The 15,737-nt window shown below is 63.9% G+C and carries 14 protein-coding genes and 1 pseudogene; 10 read left to right on the top strand and 5 right to left on the bottom strand.

Going from position 1 to position 15,737, the window contains the following annotated elements:
- Positions 1–37: 37 nt before the first annotated feature.
- Positions 38–1,105, top strand: coding sequence for an alpha/beta fold hydrolase (locus KI242_RS17465; protein WP_053158897.1), 1,068 nt, complete (start codon positions 38–40; stop codon positions 1,103–1,105).
- Positions 1,106–1,181: 76 nt separating this feature from the next.
- On the opposite strand, the gene KI242_RS17460 is transcribed toward KI242_RS17465, so the two are convergent.
- Together KI242_RS17460 and KI242_RS17455 are read right to left on the bottom strand one after the other, a co-directional pair.
- A complete protein-coding gene (locus tag KI242_RS17460; protein WP_015635853.1) occupies positions 1,182–1,994 on the bottom strand; it encodes a DeoR/GlpR family DNA-binding transcription regulator in 813 nt (270 codons plus the stop codon).
- 124 nt (positions 1,995–2,118) lie between these two features.
- Positions 2,119–2,904, bottom strand: coding sequence for a hypothetical protein (locus KI242_RS17455; RefSeq protein WP_015635852.1), 786 nt, complete (start codon positions 2,902–2,904; stop codon positions 2,119–2,121).
- 206 nt (positions 2,905–3,110) lie between these two features.
- On the opposite strand from KI242_RS17455, the gene KI242_RS17450 reads away from it, so the two are divergent.
- Positions 3,111–3,764: a DUF2272 domain-containing protein gene (locus tag KI242_RS17450; protein WP_015635851.1), complete on the top strand. Its 654-nt coding sequence runs from the start codon at positions 3,111–3,113 to the stop codon at positions 3,762–3,764.
- Positions 3,765–3,806: 42 nt separating this feature from the next.
- Here the strand turns inward: KI242_RS17450 and KI242_RS17445 are convergent, their stop codons facing one another.
- Positions 3,807–4,358: a hypothetical protein gene (locus KI242_RS17445; protein WP_041752758.1), complete on the bottom strand. Its 552-nt coding sequence runs from the start codon at positions 4,356–4,358 to the stop codon at positions 3,807–3,809.
- Between the two features lie 182 nt (positions 4,359–4,540).
- On the opposite strand from KI242_RS17445, the gene KI242_RS17440 reads away from it, so the two are divergent.
- Positions 4,541–4,738 (top strand): hypothetical protein, encoded by a 198-nt coding sequence (locus tag KI242_RS17440; protein ID WP_041752294.1) that lies wholly within the window; start codon positions 4,541–4,543, stop codon positions 4,736–4,738.
- 117 nt (positions 4,739–4,855) lie between these two features.
- On the opposite strand, the gene KI242_RS17435 is transcribed toward KI242_RS17440, so the two are convergent.
- The gene (locus KI242_RS17435) at positions 4,856–5,599 is read right to left on the bottom strand and encodes a transporter substrate-binding domain-containing protein (protein WP_212805386.1); all 744 of its coding nucleotides are present in this window, start codon (positions 5,597–5,599) and stop codon (positions 4,856–4,858) included.
- Positions 5,600–5,784: 185 nt separating this feature from the next.
- Here KI242_RS17435 and KI242_RS17430 point away from each other — a divergent pair, with 185 nt between their 5' ends.
- The 7 genes and pseudogenes from KI242_RS17430 to KI242_RS17400 all read left to right on the top strand — a co-directional run bounded on the left by KI242_RS17430 (position 5,785) and on the right by KI242_RS17400 (position 14,303).
- Positions 5,785–6,816, top strand: coding sequence for a lysozyme inhibitor LprI family protein (locus KI242_RS17430; protein WP_041752293.1), 1,032 nt, complete (start codon positions 5,785–5,787; stop codon positions 6,814–6,816).
- A gap of 276 nt (positions 6,817–7,092) precedes the next feature.
- Positions 7,093–8,289: an enoyl-ACP reductase FabV gene (gene fabV / locus KI242_RS17425; RefSeq protein WP_011061617.1), complete on the top strand. Its 1,197-nt coding sequence runs from the start codon at positions 7,093–7,095 to the stop codon at positions 8,287–8,289.
- A 238-nt stretch (positions 8,290–8,527) separates the two neighbouring features.
- On the top strand, positions 8,528–9,226 hold the full coding sequence (locus KI242_RS17420) for an AzlC family ABC transporter permease (protein ID WP_212805385.1): 699 nt from the start codon (positions 8,528–8,530) through the stop codon (positions 9,224–9,226).
- Positions 9,226–9,537 (top strand): AzlD domain-containing protein, encoded by a 312-nt coding sequence (locus KI242_RS17415; protein ID WP_011061615.1) that lies wholly within the window; start codon positions 9,226–9,228, stop codon positions 9,535–9,537. The genes KI242_RS17420 and KI242_RS17415 overlap by 1 nt, the downstream gene beginning before the upstream one ends.
- 67 nt (positions 9,538–9,604) lie before the next feature.
- Positions 9,605–10,594: an SMI1/KNR4 family protein gene (locus KI242_RS17410; protein WP_077934229.1), complete on the top strand. Its 990-nt coding sequence runs from the start codon at positions 9,605–9,607 to the stop codon at positions 10,592–10,594.
- A complete protein-coding gene (gene nudK, locus KI242_RS17405; RefSeq protein WP_011061613.1) occupies positions 10,591–11,544 on the top strand; it encodes a GDP-mannose pyrophosphatase NudK in 954 nt (317 codons plus the stop codon). Before KI242_RS17410 ends, nudK begins: the two co-directional genes overlap by 4 nt.
- 192 nt (positions 11,545–11,736) lie before the next feature.
- Positions 11,737–14,303: pseudogene (locus KI242_RS17400) on the top strand (EAL domain-containing protein).
- 9 nt (positions 14,304–14,312) lie between these two features.
- On the opposite strand, the gene KI242_RS17395 reads toward KI242_RS17400, so the two are convergent.
- A complete protein-coding gene (locus KI242_RS17395; protein WP_011061611.1) occupies positions 14,313–15,725 on the bottom strand; it encodes a DUF2252 domain-containing protein in 1,413 nt (470 codons plus the stop codon).
- Positions 15,726–15,737: the final 12 nt, after the last annotated feature.

Raw genomic sequence — 15,737 nt, 5'->3', positions numbered from 1 at the left:
CGCGATGATACGTAGCGATAAACACAGGAGTTTTCCCATGCAGCGTTTTGCCTGCCGGGCCGCGCTCGGCCTGATTTTGTCCCTGGGCGGTATGTCCCTGGCCGCGGCCGCGAGCTTGCCGCCGGCCACCGAGGGGGATTGGGTGGCCCCGCAATTCACCTTCCACAACGGTGAGCAGCTGGCCAACCTGAAGCTGCACTACATCACCCTGGGGGACCCCAAGCACCCGGCGATCCTCTATCTGCATGGCACCTATCGGCCGGCCAGCGACCTGTTGAGCAAGGATTTTGGCGGTGAACTGTTCGGCCCCGGGCAACCCCTGGATGCCAGCAAGTACTACATCATCGCCACCGACGGCATCGGCGTCGGCCAGTCGAGCAAGCCTTCGGACGGCCTGCGGGCGCGGTTCCCCCAGTACAACTACGAGGACATGGTCCAGGCCCAGTACCGGCTGCTGACCGAAGGGCTGGGGGTCAAGCACCTGCGGCTGATCATCGGCAATTCCATGGGCGGCATGCAGGCCTGGATCTGGGGCCAGAAGTGGCCGCAGATGATGGACGCCCTGGTGCCCATGGCCTCCCAGCCGGGGGAAATGTCTTCGCGCAACTGGATGATGCGCCGCCTGCTGGTGGAGTCGATCAAGCAGGACCCGGCCTGGGAGCAGGGCAACTACCGGCAACAGCCGCCGTCGCTGCGCCTGGCCAACGCGCTGTTCGCCACCGGCACCAGCGGCGGCACCCTGGCCTATCAGGCCCTGGCGCCGACCCGGGCCCAGGCTGACCAGCTGGTGCAGGAGCGCCTCAAGGCCAGCCAGGGCGCCGATGCCAATGATTTCATCTACCAGTGGCAGTCCTCGGCGGACTACAACGCCATGCCGGGGCTGGGCAGGATCCAGGCGCCGGTGCTGGTGATCAACGCCGCGGACGATGAGCGCAACCCGCCGGAAACCGGCACCCTGCAAGCGGCGCTCAAACAGGTGAAAAATGCCCGTCTGCTGCTGATTCCCGCCAGTGCCGAAACCCGTGGCCACGGCACCACCGGCATGGCCCGGTTCTACGCCCGCGAACTGGGGCAGTTCATGGCCGAGACTGAAAAAAACCGCTAGCGGCTACTGCGGTGTCTTCGTGGCCCGGGAGCAAGTCCTGCGCCACGGGCTGCTGTGGACGGGGGCTACCGCTGGCTCAGGATTGTGCCGGCAGCAGCAGTTCCACACCGTGCTTGCGGATCCCGTCCGCCGCCGCAGGGGCCAGTGCGGCGTCGCTGATGATGATGTCGAACTGTTCCAGCCCGGCGATCTTGTACATGCTGAAGGTGCCGTACTTGGAGCTGCTGGCCACCAGCACCACCTGGGTCGCCGACTGCATCGCCACCTGCTTGACCTCGACCTTCAGCGCCGATGGCGTGGTGATGCCCCGGCGCAGGTCCCAGGAACTGGTGGAGATAAAGGCCACGTCGGTCACCACCTGGCGCAGGGTGGCCACCGCCAGCCCGCCGACACAGGAGTGGTTGGAGTGGTCCAATTGCCCGCCGGTATGGATCACCGTGACCTGGGGCGCGTCCATCAGGGCCTGGGCCACGCCGAAATCGTTGGTCACCACGGTCATCCCCGACAGCGCCTTGATGTAGGGCACGATTTCCAGGGTGCTGGTGCCGGCGTCCAGGTACACGGTCATGTCCGCGTGCAGCAGGCTCGCCGCCAGCTTGGCCATGGCCTGCTTCTGCGGCAGCTCCACCACGGCCTTGGACTGATGGCTGGGCTCGCTGTGCAACTGGCTGGCGATGCGCACCCCGCCGGTTACCGAGTGGGCGCGGCCTTCCTGCTCCAGCAGGGCGATATCCCGGCGCACGGTCATGTGCGAGCAGTCGAACATCTCCATCAACTGATGCACGCTGAGCACCTGGTGCTTGCGCAACTGGCGCAGGATCTGCTCACGGCGCTGTTCGGGAATCATCGGTGCGCCGCTGTCACTGGCAAGGTCCTTGGGGGTGGGCATCGTGGCTCCGAAGGGGATGGTTAAAGGCCGGCGGCGCACATGATAATCAAAACTCAAGCTCATCGCTTCAGTGATAGCCTCTGTTCGAGTCATCTGCTGGTGACCGTCGAGCCTGTCAGGCGCCTTAGGCGCCAGAGTGGATCAGTTGGTTGTAGCACCCTTCAAGATCAACCTTGAAACTAGTCAGCACCTGTACCGCCTGCACTTGCTCTGTTGAGGAAATGTCTTCGGTTGCCTGGCTGCTCATAAAGGCTTTGCCATTGGGGGTCGGGGCGAATGAGAGTTTCTGTTGATCGTCCATTGCGGTCGCTTTGCGGCTGGCCCACCCGAGTATCTGTTCCTGGGTCAAAGGCACTGAGGCAATGCTGCCCAACGTTGCAATGAGGTGCTGCCGGCTGAGTTCTATGTAGTGAATGGCGTCGGTGGCTGCAGTTGCTGCACTGGCCTTCTGCTTGGCTGGCGCTTCGACGATGGCCCAGTTCTGCTGTTTATCCGACAAGCTGTTGAGGACGTTTTTGATGCAGGCAAAAGACTTCACGGCCTCGGCATAGGCGGCTTCCTGTCGGGAGAATTGATAGCGGGTCGATGAGCCCAGCCCGAGTACGGCTAGGCCCGCGCCATAATTGGTCATGGCCGTTTTGCCCGCCAGGCCGCCTGCTCCAGCCAGCAGGGCTCCGGCACTGGTCATGTCGCCGCTACTCCAGTCACGCTTGTCAGCATTTGTTCCTTCTTTTACCGCACTATCGATGAGCTTGGTCAGTTCCGAGTTCACGCTGGATATTTCGGCAAGCTTGGTCGGTACTGGTGTAAAGGGAAGGGCTAGCTTATTGGGCGGGGTTGGCCATTGAGCCTGCATAGGACCGTAGGCGCAGCCGCTAAGCAAAATGATCGGCAGACATAGATATTTCATACGCTCTCTCTAAGTCGCGTTTTGCCATTAGGGTTGAGGCGTGAGCGTAGTTCAGGTCTGCGTTAGTACAAGATGGCAAACGGCTGCTGATCAACTGTAAAAATGGCTTTGCCCGCCAATCAACCAATGAAAGATGTCTAGACTTGAGCGGGAAGCAGAATTGAACCTACGCAGTCTTTCCAATCTCGATCAGCAAGGAAGTTGCCATGTCTGTCACTCGCCAGGACATCGTCAATGCCGCCTATGAAGAATGGGCAACTTGGGGATATTCACGTTTCAATCGTATTACCGGTGAACGACAAATTGCCCATGTCGATGATGAAGACCTGTGGGCAGATTATGTGATTGAGCAGTACTGCGCCGAAATGGGAAAGGAGGCTCCCTCTCGCAGGAACATTGCCGAGGATAAGTGGGCCTGGTCCGCAGTGGGCATCACCGCGCTCATGCGCAAGGCCGGATTCAACCACCAGCAATGGCCTTTTATCGTGGCTCACCACACTTACCTGAGGCGTTTCATTCGGGCCGGGAAACAACAACAGCCGGACCTGTTCTGGGGCGTGCCGGTGGATGCCCCGGGGGGACAGCCGAAAGCGGGGGATTTGATCGCCTACGCGCGTTTTGATGAAGGGGATCTGTCTTCCGTCGAGCAAAAATGGAAAACGGCCAGAAGCCGTTTCGATCTGAATGATAGATATAACAGTCATGCCGACATAGTGGTGGCGGTCAGACCTGGCGAGGTTGATGTAATCGGAGCAAATGTGGAAGACAGCGTAACGCTCAAGACACTGGAGTTATCGCCGGATGGCTACCTGAGCGATCGGCATTACTACTGGTTCGTGACGTTGAAGTTCAGAGACTGAAGTCTGCCTGGCAAGCCTCAGTCTCTGTGAGCGAGCTGGGCGTTAGAGCAAGGTCAGAAACTCTGCAACAGCCTCTCGGCTTAAAAACCGATTGATCTTGTTATCGCGGACGGGGCCATGGTGTTCAGTGGTGAATCTCAATAGCCGTGCGCAATATTCAATGGCAAAGCTGTGGTTTGTCTTACTGGTGGTGATGAAGGTTCGGCAACTATCGTCACCTGCGACTGACAGCAGAAGGTCTCTTAGACTCGGATCGAAGTGCATCGAGTTTCCTGAACACTGAAGTATTCCTGCTTCTTCTGTACAAGGCGTAGCGGACTCTTCATTGGTCGTGTCGATCCCTTCATTCCAGTTCCAGGAACTCTCAAACCCAGCCAGTACCCTCAAGACTTCCAGCATTACCGCCTTGCGATGCAAGGGGCTTGTCCAGGGGCCTAGCGCCGCGTAACTCTTCGAGTAGATATCGTTTCGCTCGTTGGGCGCAAAAATGGCTGGGTCGGCATTTTTGCCCCATACAACCAATTGGTCCAAAAAGCTGTCCGGTGGCGCACCGCGGTCTTTGACTTCCTGTTTGGTCGCAACGTATTGGCTCATGTTGTTTCCCCGGATGAGGTGAGGCTTGGATTTGCCCGCTTGCCCTATCGAGGGATCAGGCAAAAGCCTGCTTCATGATAGCCGTCAATGAGATGGGCAAGATGGAGCGGGTAGGGGTAAGGCTCGGCAGGGGGCCTTGAGGTCGGCGAGGTAAAGCCTGAGGCGGCTCAGGCCGGCGGTTCATGCAGCTGGGCGTAGGCTTCGGCCTTCAGTTCGCCGCTGCCGGTGAGGGCCTGGCCGGCTTCGTTGTACAGGACGAAATCATGCTGCAGGCCGCCAACTCTGGCCGCGCCGTCCAGGCCCAGCAGCAAGGTGTAGAACTGGTCACTGAGGTCGCAGTCGAGCAGCGCAAGAACTTCGGCCTGTTGCTCGGCGGGTAGCGCCAGGTTGCGCAGGCGCCTGGTGGCGTTGGAACCCGGGGTGGTCTGCAGGCTGTCCAGGTCGTGCTGTTTTTCGGTGATCCAGCTGGCCTCCAGGGTCTTGGCATCCTTGGCGATTCAATCCTTTGTCGAGCGGTATCGGGCCTGGTCGATATGCCAGCGTTGCTTGAGCTGCTGCAGGCTGCCATCGCGCTTCATGCCGTCCAGGGCCTGCTGCCAGCGGGCCACCTGGGCCGCATCGACCTTGGGCGAAAAGGCGATGTAGGCGTCCTGGTGCATCAGTGCCATCTGGTAGCGCAACTGGTCGAGGGCCAGGCCCTCTTCGGCGGCGAAGGTGCCGACGCTCATGGTGTCGGCCACCACGTATTGCACGCGGCCGACCTGCAGCAGGCGCATCATGATTTCCGGGCTGTCGACGCCCCACAGGTTGTCCAGCCCCTGCTGCTTGAGGTAGCTGTAGACCAGCCATTTGCGCGGCACGGCAATCTGGCCCCGGGTCTGGTGCAGGTCGGTGACCGGCGTGCTGTCGCCATTGCGGGTATAGAGGGCGGTTTCGGTGCGCATCAGCGGGCCTACCCACTGGTAGCGCGACTCGCGCTCGGCGGTGCGCAGTATGGTGAACACCGCCGTGTCGTCATCGCTTCCGGCATCGCGCAGGGCCCGCAGCATCGGCCGCAGTTGCACGTTCACCGTGTCGCCGCTGCGCTGCGCCAGGGCCTGTACCACATCGACACCAAACCCCACCATCCGCTCGCCCTGCTGGAAGTGCAGCGGCGGGTGGTTGTCGGTCAGCATGCGCAACTCGCCAGCGTGGGCCGCAAGGCTCAATAGCGGCAACAGTGCCTGCAGCATCCATTTCATGCAGTGCCCTTGGAGTTTGAAAACGCAGAGCTTAGTACGACTGGTTGCCGCCTGTCGCGATAAAAGCTGCCGGCTCCGTGCCAGGCTTCAGAGGGGGTTGCCCGGGGGCTTTTTTCGTCGGGATGTCGCTGAAAACACTCCACTGCAGTTATTCTTGCGCCGCCTTTTCAGAATGGAATCGACCCATGTTCGCTCCCCTTGTTCGTCCCTTGCGAGCCACTGGCTTGCTGTTCGCGGTCCTGGCCTGTTCCCAGGGCGTGCAGGCCAGCAGTTTCGACTGCGCCAAGGCCGCCAGCAGCAGTGAAAAGGCCCTGTGTGCCGACCCCTATACCGCCTCGCTGGACAGCCAGCTGGGCAAGGCCTGGAAGGCGACCCTGGCCAAGGCCAAGGACCCCAAGGCGCTGCGCCTGGACCAGCGTGAATGGCTCAAGGAGCGGGATCAGTGCGCAGCCGACCTGGGTTGCCTGCGCAGCAAATACCTGAGCCGCCTGGTCGCGTTGCGTTATGTGAATGTGCCGTTCGAGTGGCAGGGAACCTGGCAGCGGGTCTCGGTCAGCCCGTTCTACACCGGTGATCTGGTGATCCGGCGCACTGGCGAGAATCGCCTGAGCTTCGATCTGTCGGCCATGGGCGGCGCCAACTCCGGTTCGCTCGCGGGCAAGGCGCAGATCAAGGGCGGTGAGGCCAGCTACAGCGTCGAGGGCTGCAACCTGCGCTTCACGCAGCGCAACGGCCTGTTGCAGGTGAGCCAGGAGGGCGACTCCTTTGCCTGCGGCGCCGGTTCAGGGGTGTATTACGACGGGCTCTATGTGGCTTCCAAGCAAGCCCTGGAGAGCCATTACGACCTGCTGTCCACGGCGCTGGTGCGCACCGAGGAAGAAGACCGGCGCGCCCGGAAACTGCTGAAGAAGGACTATCAGACCCTGCTCGACAGTGGCTCGTCGTTCTCCGCGGATACCTCGGCCGAACTCAAGGGCGCCGAGGTCACCGATATGTGGCTGCCGGGCCTGGCCACCACCAATGCGGCGATTTTCGTGCGCGGTACCCAGGGCCAGTTGTGGGTCGCGCTGTTGGTGGTGGCAGGGCCCAAGGATGAAGTGCGGGTGCGTTACTACACCACCGAGCCTGAGTGGAAGCACAGCCTGCCGGATGTGGTGCAGAGCTGGTATGAAGCGCGCAGCAAGGACAAGCAGCTGCCGCTGGACATGATGCCCTGAGCCGGCGCGGCGAGCGGCCAGGGGCAGGGCGCGCAAGAGATTTCGCCGGACGGACAGGCAACAGCGTCGGCGCACCTGCTAGAGTCTCGCCCCGGGCTGTGCGCAATCGCGCTTGGCGGGCGCGCAACACCACCGCCGTGCCCCCTGGAACCGGGGCCTGACGGGCAAATTCCTCAGGTTGGTGACGCGAAGCGAATATGAGCGTCTACGACTAGTGCAAGTGACACTGCCGCCGCCGTCATCGGCGCCTGGCACTTTGAAATTGGGAGAGTATGTATGGTCATCAAACCCCGCGTTCGCGGCTTTATCTGTGTGACGACCCACCCGGTCGGCTGTGAAGCCAACGTCAAGCAACAGATCGATTACGTCACCCAGCAGGGCGCCATCGACGCAGGGCCGAAGAACGTACTGGTACTCGGCGCTTCCACCGGCTACGGCCTGGCAGCGCGGATCACCGCAGCGTTCGGCTGTGGCGCCAACACCCTCGGGGTGTTCTTCGAGCGCGGCAGCGTTGACGGCAAGCTGGGCACCGCCGGCTGGTACAACACCGCGGCGTTCCACAAGTTCGCCGAAGAAAAGGGCCTGTACGCCAAGAGCATCAACGGCGATGCCTTCTCCGATGCGGTCAAGGCCGAGACCATCGAGACCATCAAGCGCGACCTGGGCAAGATCGACCTGGTGGTCTACAGCCTGGCCGCACCGCGCCGCACCCACCCCAAGACCGGTGAAGTGCTGAGCTCGACCCTCAAGCCACTGGGCAAGTCCGTGACCCTGCGCGGTGTCGACACCGACAAGGAAATCGTCAAGGAAACCACCCTGCAGCCGGCGACCCAGGAAGAGATCGACGGCACCGTGGCGGTGATGGGCGGCGAAGACTGGCAGATGTGGATCGACGCGCTGCACGAAGCCGGTGTCCTGGCCGAAGGCGCCAAGACCACCGCCTTCACCTACCTGGGCGAGAAGCTGACCCACGACATCTACTGGAACGGTTCCATTGGCGAAGCCAAGAAGGACCTGGACCAGAAAGTCATCGGCATGCGCCAGCAACTGGCCGGCCTGGGCGGCGACGCCCGGGTGTCGGTGCTCAAGGCCGTAGTGACCCAGGCCAGCTCGGCGATCCCGATCATGCCGCTGTACCTGTCGCTGCTGTTCAAGGTGATGAAGGAGCAGGGCAGCCACGAAGGTTGCATCGAACAGGTCTACGGCCTGTACAAGGACAGCCTGTACAACAGCGAGCCGGTGATCGACCAGGAAGGCCGCCTGCGTGCCGACTACAAGGAACTGCAACCGGCGGTCCAGGACCGGGTCAAGCAGCTGTGGGACCAGGTGACCAGCGAGAACCTCTACGAGATGACCGATTTCGTCGGTTACAAGCAAGAGTTCCTGCGCCTGTTCGGTTTCGAGATCGAAGGTGTCGACTACGAAGCCGACGTCGATCCGGACGTGAAGATCAGCAACCTGATCCAGCTGTAATCCGCTCGTAGCATCAGCCAGCGCCCCTCCCTCGTGAGGGGCGCTGTCGTTTGCATCCCCCTATTTCCCGTAGGAGCCAGCTTGCTGGCGAAGAGGCCCGCAGGTCTTGTGCTGGTCTTGGAGACGCCTTCGCTGGCAAGCCAGCTCCTACGAGGGCGGGGCAATTGCGCAAGATCGTTCAAGCCAGGGGCGCCGGCAGATGGCACAGTCAGCGTCCGTTACTTGTGTGCAGGGTTTTATGTCCAGCGTTCTCCTACCCCGTGCCGCGTTCATCCGTGGCGCCATCGCCATCATGCCGCTGTCCCTGGCCACCGCGCCCTGGGGGCTGCTGGCCGGTTCCATGGCCATCGAGGCCAATCTCACGCCGCTGCAGGGCCAGGGCCTGTCGAGCATCGTTTTCGCCGGTGCCGCGCAATTGGTGGCCATCGGCATGCTCAAGGGCGGGGCGGGGATCTTCTCGATCCTGCTCACCACCTTGCTCCTGACCTCCCAGCATTTGCTCTACGGCATGAGCATGCGCTCGGTGATTTCACCCTTGCCCGGCCGCTGGCGGGTGGGCCTGGGCTTTCTGCTCACCGACGAGCTGTTCGCCTTGACCAGCGCCCACGACAAGCAGCAGTTCGACCGCTGGTACGCCCTGGGCGTCGGGCTGACTTTCTATGTGGTCTGGAACCTCTTCACCCTGCTGGGCATCGTGCTGGGCAAGAGCATTCCTGGCCTTGAGCACCTGGGCCTGGACTTCTCCATCGCCGCCACCTTCATCGCCCTGATCACGCCACTGGTGCGCAATGTGCCGACGGTGGTCTGCGTTGCCGTATCGCTGTTCTGCTCAGTGCTGTTCAGCTACTGGCACTGGGGATCGGCGCTGGTGCTGTCGGGGCTGGCGGGCATGACCGCAGGTTTTGTCTGCAACAAACTCTATTGGGGGCAAGCATGATGGTCTGGGCAGTCATCTTCGGCATGGGCCTGTTGGTCTTTCTCAATCGCTACGTGTTTCTTGAACCGCGCCTGCCGTTGCGCTTGAGCAGCAATGCCCGGCAGTTCCTCGGCTTTGCGGTGCCGGGCATGCTCACGGCGATCTGCGGCCCCATCGTGTTCATGCCCGACCACGAGCTGAACCTGCACTGGAGCAACCCCTACCTGCTCAGCTCCCTGGTGGCCATTGCGCTGGTGATCTACACCCGCAACACCCTGCTCAGCATGCTGTTGAGCATGGGGTTCTTTTTCCTCCTGCGCTGGTGGTTCTGAGGGCCGTTTGCGGTAGCCTGTGCAGCTTTCGGCACCGGCCGACCTTCAACCGCAACGGATGCATCGGATGAGCGAATTTCCCCACGATATCGACCTGGACGCGTTCTGGGACCGGGCCACCAGCAGCAAGATCAACCAGCCCCCCGCCAGCCCTGGCGTCATAGCCCAGTTGCAGGCGCAACTGGGCTATCGCCTGCCGCTGTCCTACGTGGCCTTCATGAACCGCTACAACGGCGGGCGCCCGCACCTCAGCTGTTTCCCCACCGAGCAGGGCACCTCCTGGGCCGAGGACCACTGCGCGATCGACAGCTTTCTGAGCATCGGCTGCGATGGCGACTATTCCCTGGGCGGTGGCCTGGGCAGCCGTTTCATGATCGAGGAGTGGGGCTACCCGGACCTGGGGGTGTACATCTGCGATTGCCCCTCCGCCGGCCATGACATGGTTGCCCTGGACTACAGCGAGTGCGGGCCCGAGGGCGAGCCGCGGGTGGTGCATGTGGACCAGGAGGCCGACTACGCGGTGACAGTGCTGGCAGCGGATTTCGAGGCCTTTGTCCGCGGGCTGGTGTCGCCCGAGGTCTACGACACCTCGGAACAGGATTACCTGGATGATCTGGACAAGGTCGCCCACGCGCCGTTCTCGCCCCTGCTGGAGGAACTGCTCGGCCATTTCAGCGCAGTCCCCGACCTGGGGCCGCTGATCCGCCAGATCGCCTTGCGCATCGTCCATGAGAAGCGCTACTTCGCCCTGCATGCCGATCCACTGTCGCAACTGCTCTATGACCTGCAGTTCTGGCTGTACCAGAATCGCTACCCGGTCCCCGACAAAGAGGCGTACCTGCAGGTCTATCAGGACATGATCGCCTTCGCCAGGGGCTTCGGCACCGGCGGCTACGCCCCGGACTTCATCCGCGACTGGTTCCGTAACCGCCTGGCAGGCGGCCAGCTGCGGCAGGCGGCGGGCGGGTTCGCCCTGGCCCCGGCCTACCAGGCGCAATTGCTGGAACAACTGGCCGGGTTTCGCCCCGCACCCCTTCACGCCCAGGAGCAGCCATGAGCGAGGAAACCATCCGCATCACCGCCGAACAGACCCTCTCCGACAACTGGTACGTGCTGAAGAAGTACAGCTTCGAGCTGCGCCGCCGCGACGGCAGCTGGCAGGCCCAGGACCGCGAGGTCTACGACCGGGGCAATGGCGCAACCATCCTGCTGTACAACCTGCAACGGCGCACGGTGCTGCTGACCCGGCAGTTCCGCATGCCGGCCTTCGTCAACGGCCACAGCGGCTACCTGATCGAGACCGCTGCCGGGCTCCTGGACAACGCCAGCCCCGAGGTGCGCATCCGCCAGGAAGCCCAGGAGGAAACCGGCTACCGGGTCGGCGAGGTGCAGAAGGTCTTCGATGCCTTCATGAGCCCGGGTTCGGTGACCGAGCGGGTGCATTTCTTCATTGGCCATTACCAGGCCGAAGACCGGATCGACGCAGGCGGCGGGCTGGAGCACGAGGGCGAGGACATCGAGGTCCTGGAACTGGATATCGACCAGGCCCTGGGCATGATCAAGAGCGGGGAGATCGCCGATGGCAAGACCATCATGCTCCTGCAATACCTGCAACTGCATGTGCTCAAGCCCCGCAGCCTGATGGTGCTGGTGGCCGGCCCTTATCGCTCTGGTACCGACGATGACCCGGCGCTGCTGGCGCGCAATGTCGAGGCCATGGAGCACTGCGCGGCGCAGGTCCTGGCGGCGGGGCACTTTCCGGTACTGGGGGAATGGGTGGCGTTGCCCATGACCCGGCTGGCGGGTTCCCGGGCGGTGGGCGACGAGATCTACAACCAGCGCTTTCATGCCTATGCCGAGCGCCTGCTGGAACGCTGCGATGCGGTGCTGCGCATCGGCGGGCCGTCGGCGGGCTGCGATGCCATGGTCGAGATCGGCCAGCGCCTGGGCCTGGCCCTCTATCACCGGGTGGAGCAACTGCCGGTGGTGCCCGGCGGTACTGGCTGACGCGCCGCTCCAGGATGCCCCGGCGCCGGCAATCGGCGCCGGGGGAATACCCGCACAGGCCCCGCCAGGGGCTTTTCTTCAGGCCCTGCGGGGAAAAACTGTCTATCGTCAATAGGCAAGCGGGAGCTTCGTCGAAGGCCGCGTGAGGCAGGGTCGCACCGGTCGGTTTGTCGTTATGGCGCCTGGAGCACTATGGAAAACTTCGGTCTTGATCCGTCTCAAGGGCGCAGCACCTCCAATCAGGCGCTGACCCGCGCCACCTTGCTGGGTTGCTCGGGGCTGCTGCTGGCGCTGTTTCTCTTCACCGGTGTGTTGCTGGTATACATCGCCCTCGACCAGAACCTCGAGGCCGAGCAGCACAACCGCCTGGACATCGACAAGGCCCTGCAATCCTTTGCCGGCAATGCCCGCACCACCCTCAAGGACTACGCCCTCTGGGGCGATGCCTACCAGCACCTGCACCTTAAGGTCGACCTGGACTGGGCCTTCAACCGGCAGAATTTCGGCCCCACGCTGTACCGCGACCTGGGCTTTGACGGGGTGTTCGTGATCAACCCGGCCGGCCACACCGTGTACTCCCTGGTGGCCGGCGACCTCAGCGAGATGGATGCCCGCGACTGGCTGGGCGAGGCGTTGCCGCCCCTGGTCAGCGCAGCGCGCGAGGCCGGCGGCAAGGTGGTGGACCGTTACCAGTCGATTGCCGGCACCCCGGCGCTGGTGCTCGCCGCTGTCATAGGCCCGGGCAACGACCCGCAAGTGCGCCCTGATGCCGGGCCGCAGTCGGTGCTGATCTTCGTCGCCCGTTTCGACCCGCCGCGGTTACTGGCCCTGGGCCAAGGCCTGGACATCGAGCATCTGCAGGTGGCCCGTGCCGCCACGGACCAGAGCTTGCCGACCCTGGACTTGCCCGACGGCGCCGGAACCCTGCAATGGCGGCCGGCGCGCCCCGGGCACCAGTTGCTGGTGCTGGTGATGCCGCTGTTGCTGCTGGCCGGCCTGCTGGTGGGCCTGATGGCGGTGTTCCTGTTGCGCCGCGCCGATGCTGCAGCGCAGGTCATGGACCGGCAGGTCCAGGCGCTGCGCGCCAACCGCTGGGCCCTGGCCGCGAGCGAGGAGCGCTTTCGCGATGTGGCTGAAGCTGCGTCCGACTGGATCTGGGAAGTCGACGGGCAGCTGTGCTTTACCTACCTGTCCGAACGTTTCGAGGCGGTCACCGGGTTGACCCGGGAGTCGACCCTGGGGCGGCCGATGACCGAGCTGCTGAGCTGCGAACAGGGTTCGCTGGGCCAGTGGCTGGCGGCCCCGGAGCGGCGTTCCCAGGCGATCCAGCAGTGCCTGTACCGGGATGGCCAGGGGCAGTCGCGAGTCTGTCGCCTGTCGGTGCGGGCCATGGCCGCCGGGGGCTTTCGCGGCACCGCCAGTGATATCACCGAGGAGGTCGCGGCTCGAAGGCGGGTCGAGTACCTGTCCCAGCACGATGCCTTGACCGGCCTTGCCAACCGCACCCGCATGCAGGAGTTTCTCGAAGGCCGGCTGCAGGCCCCGCCGACCCTGCAGGAACCGCTGCTGATGCTCAGCGTCGACCTGGACCGTTTCAAACCGGTGAACGACCTGCTGGGGCACGCCGCTGGCGACCAGGTGCTGCACGAGGTGTCCCAGCGCCTGGCCCAATGCCTGCGCAGCGAGGACCTGGTGGCCCGGGTCGGCGGCGACGAGTTTGTCCTGGTGGTCACCGGCCAGGTGGCTGGCCACGAGATCGAAGGCTTGTGCCGGCGGCTGATCGAGCGGATCGAGGAACCGTTCTATATCGCCGGGCACGAGGTCTTCATCAGCGCCAGCATCGGCATTGCCCGGCCCCGGGCGACGCCTCCCAGGCCGAAGAACTGCTGCGCTTTGCCGACATCGCCCTGTACGAGGCGAAAGCGGCGGGGCGCAGCACCTGGCGTTTCTATGCGCCCTACATGAATGTGCGGATCATCGAACGGCGGCGCCTGGAGCGTGACCTGCGCCATGCCATCGAGCAGGACCAGCTGCTCCTGCATTTCCAGCCGCGCTACCGCGTGCTCGATGGCCAGTTGATGGGCGCCGAGGCCCTGGTGCGCTGGCAGCATCCCCAGCATGGCTTGCTGGGGCCGGACGTGTTCGTGCCGATTGCCGAGGACACCGGGTTGATCCTGCCGCTGAGCAACTGGGTACTGCACGCAGCCTGTCGTGCGGCGCGAGCCTGGCCGGAAGGCCGACTGCTGGCGGTCAAGCTGTCGCCGGCGGAATTCCTGCGCGGCCAGCTGGTGGCGCGGATCGCGGCGGTGCTCAAGCAGAGCGGCCTGGAGCCGTCACGCCTGGAGCTGGAAATGACCGACAAGGTGCTGCTGGACGACAGCCGCCACGTGCTCACCATCATGCAGGGGCTCAAGGCGCTGGGGGTGCAGTTGCTGATCGACGATTTCGGCACCGGCTACTCGGCGCTGCAGTACCTGCAGACCTTCCCCCTGGATGGCCTGAAGATCGACAGCAGCTTCATCGCCCGGCTCAACCACAACGATGCCGGGCGCTCCATTGTCGAGGCGATTGTCGACCTGGGGCATGCATTGTCCTTGCGGGTGGTCGCCGAGGGGGTGCAGGCCGCAGAGCAGTTCGGGGTCTTGCGCGACATTCAGTGCGATGAGGTGCAGGGCCCGCACCTGAGCCCGCCGCTGGACCAGGAGGCCCTGCTGAAGCTCTATGGCGAAGCCGCCCGGGCCTCGCGCCCGATCACCTGAGCCTGTGTTTCAGGGCAGGTGGTCGGCGGCGAAGTCGGCCTCCGAGCGCGCTTGCAGGCGGCCTTTGCGGCAGGCCTGCTGGAAACGCTCGAAATCCCGTTCGTTCTGCGTGGCATAGGCCTGGGCGTAGTGCCACAGGGCTTCGGCCAGGGTTTCGCTCTTGCCGATGTAGCCGCTGATCCGCGCGGCCTGGCCCGAAGCCTTGGCGTGGGCCCGGGCCAAGGCCCGGCCGCAGATCCTGGCATAGGCGGCGAAGGTGTCCTCGTCGAAGGTCTCAAGTTCCGCCGAGACCTTCATGTCGCGCAGTTGGCGCACATAGAAATGACGGCCGTTGGGGCCGGTGGTCCAGCCCAGGAACAGATCGCTGGCGGACTGCATCAGGCGCTGGCCTTCCACCACCCGCTGGCCGTTGTGCCTTGGCTTTGAACGTTCGCGCACATAGTCGGCGAGCACCGAGCGCCGGGCTTCCTTGAATTGCAGGAACAGTGGCCGCTGCTGGGCGTCGGTGAGCAGCGCCACCAGGCAGCGGGTGCCGACGCTGCCAACCCCCACCACCTTGAAGGCCAGGTCGCTGGGCTGGAACCGTGCCAGCAGGTCGCGGCGGTCGGCCTGCAGGGTGCCGCGGTAGTCGCGCATGAAGGTGTCGTACAGCGGCCGCCAGTCTTCCAGGCGCATCCAGTCATCGTCGGGGTCCAGCAGGCTGGTGGTGTTGTGCAGGTGGAAGATTTCCGGCAGGTCGTCGCGAATCAGCAGGCGGCCCCGGGCGTCGCGTTCGCTGATCTTGGGCAGGAGCTCGGCATGGGTGCGCCGGGCGGCCTTGTCGATGGCCCGTTGCACATGCTCCAGGGTGTCGCTGTTGGAGCGCGCCTGGTGCAGCAGGTCTTCGTAGGTCAGGGCGTCGTACCAGATCTCCAGTGCGCTTTGCCCGGCGCAGGTGGCCATGCTGCGCTGATAGGCGCCCACCAGTTCGCGGCACAGGGCCTCTTCGACCCCCGGGCCGTGGCGCAGGTGCCGGGCGGCAATCAGGAAGCTCGCCACCAGGCGCTTGAGGTCCCACTCCCAGGGGCCGGGATGGACCTCGTCGAAGTCGTTGACGCTGAACAGCAGGTTGCGCTCGGGGGTGGCAAAGCCGCCGAAGTTCATCAGGTGGCAGTCGCCACAGATGGTCGAGCGCAGGCCCATGTCCGGGGTGCTGGCCAGGTCGTGGGCCTGGAGCAGGGCGTTGCCACGGTAGAAGGTGAAGGGCGACACCAGCATGCGCCCGTAGCGCAGTGCCACCAGGGACTGGACCCGGCCCTGGCTGGAGGCCTCGATCAACGGCAAGGGGTCGCGCTTGATCTGCCCGGGATCGGAATGGGAGCTGCGGGGGCAGTCCTTGCGGGCTTGCTTGCCGAGCTTGATCGAATCGTCGGGGCGGTTCATGGACAGCTCCTG

The sequence above is a fragment of the Pseudomonas sp. Eqa60 genome, assembly GCF_018326405.1.
Lineage (GTDB): Bacteria > Pseudomonadota > Gammaproteobacteria > Pseudomonadales > Pseudomonadaceae > Aquipseudomonas > Aquipseudomonas protegens.
Note: the sequence above shows the minus strand (reverse complement) of the source record. Positions and strands in the feature narration are given on the sequence as shown.

Excerpts from the sequence above, each read along its gene's own strand:
- KI242_RS17465 (WP_053158897.1), top strand. The coding sequence starts at position 38 with ATGCAGCGTTTTGCCTGCCGGGCCGCGCTCGGCCTGATTTTGTCCCTG.
- KI242_RS17460 (WP_015635853.1), bottom strand. The coding sequence starts at position 1,994 with ATGCCCACCCCCAAGGACCTTGCCAGTGACAGCGGCGCACCGATGATT.
- KI242_RS17455 (WP_015635852.1), bottom strand. The coding sequence starts at position 2,904 with ATGAAATATCTATGTCTGCCGATCATTTTGCTTAGCGGCTGCGCCTAC.
- KI242_RS17450 (WP_015635851.1), top strand. The coding sequence starts at position 3,111 with ATGTCTGTCACTCGCCAGGACATCGTCAATGCCGCCTATGAAGAATGG.
- KI242_RS17445 (WP_041752758.1), bottom strand. The coding sequence starts at position 4,358 with ATGAGCCAATACGTTGCGACCAAACAGGAAGTCAAAGACCGCGGTGCG.
- KI242_RS17440 (WP_041752294.1), top strand. The coding sequence starts at position 4,541 with ATGCAGCTGGGCGTAGGCTTCGGCCTTCAGTTCGCCGCTGCCGGTGAG.
- KI242_RS17435 (WP_212805386.1), bottom strand. The coding sequence starts at position 5,599 with ATGAAATGGATGCTGCAGGCACTGTTGCCGCTATTGAGCCTTGCGGCC.
- KI242_RS17430 (WP_041752293.1), top strand. The coding sequence starts at position 5,785 with ATGTTCGCTCCCCTTGTTCGTCCCTTGCGAGCCACTGGCTTGCTGTTC.
- fabV (WP_011061617.1), top strand. The coding sequence starts at position 7,093 with ATGGTCATCAAACCCCGCGTTCGCGGCTTTATCTGTGTGACGACCCAC.
- KI242_RS17420 (WP_212805385.1), top strand. The coding sequence starts at position 8,528 with ATGTCCAGCGTTCTCCTACCCCGTGCCGCGTTCATCCGTGGCGCCATC.
- KI242_RS17415 (WP_011061615.1), top strand. The coding sequence starts at position 9,226 with ATGGTCTGGGCAGTCATCTTCGGCATGGGCCTGTTGGTCTTTCTCAAT.
- KI242_RS17410 (WP_077934229.1), top strand. The coding sequence starts at position 9,605 with ATGAGCGAATTTCCCCACGATATCGACCTGGACGCGTTCTGGGACCGG.
- nudK (WP_011061613.1), top strand. The coding sequence starts at position 10,591 with ATGAGCGAGGAAACCATCCGCATCACCGCCGAACAGACCCTCTCCGAC.
- KI242_RS17395 (WP_011061611.1), bottom strand. The coding sequence starts at position 15,725 with ATGAACCGCCCCGACGATTCGATCAAGCTCGGCAAGCAAGCCCGCAAG.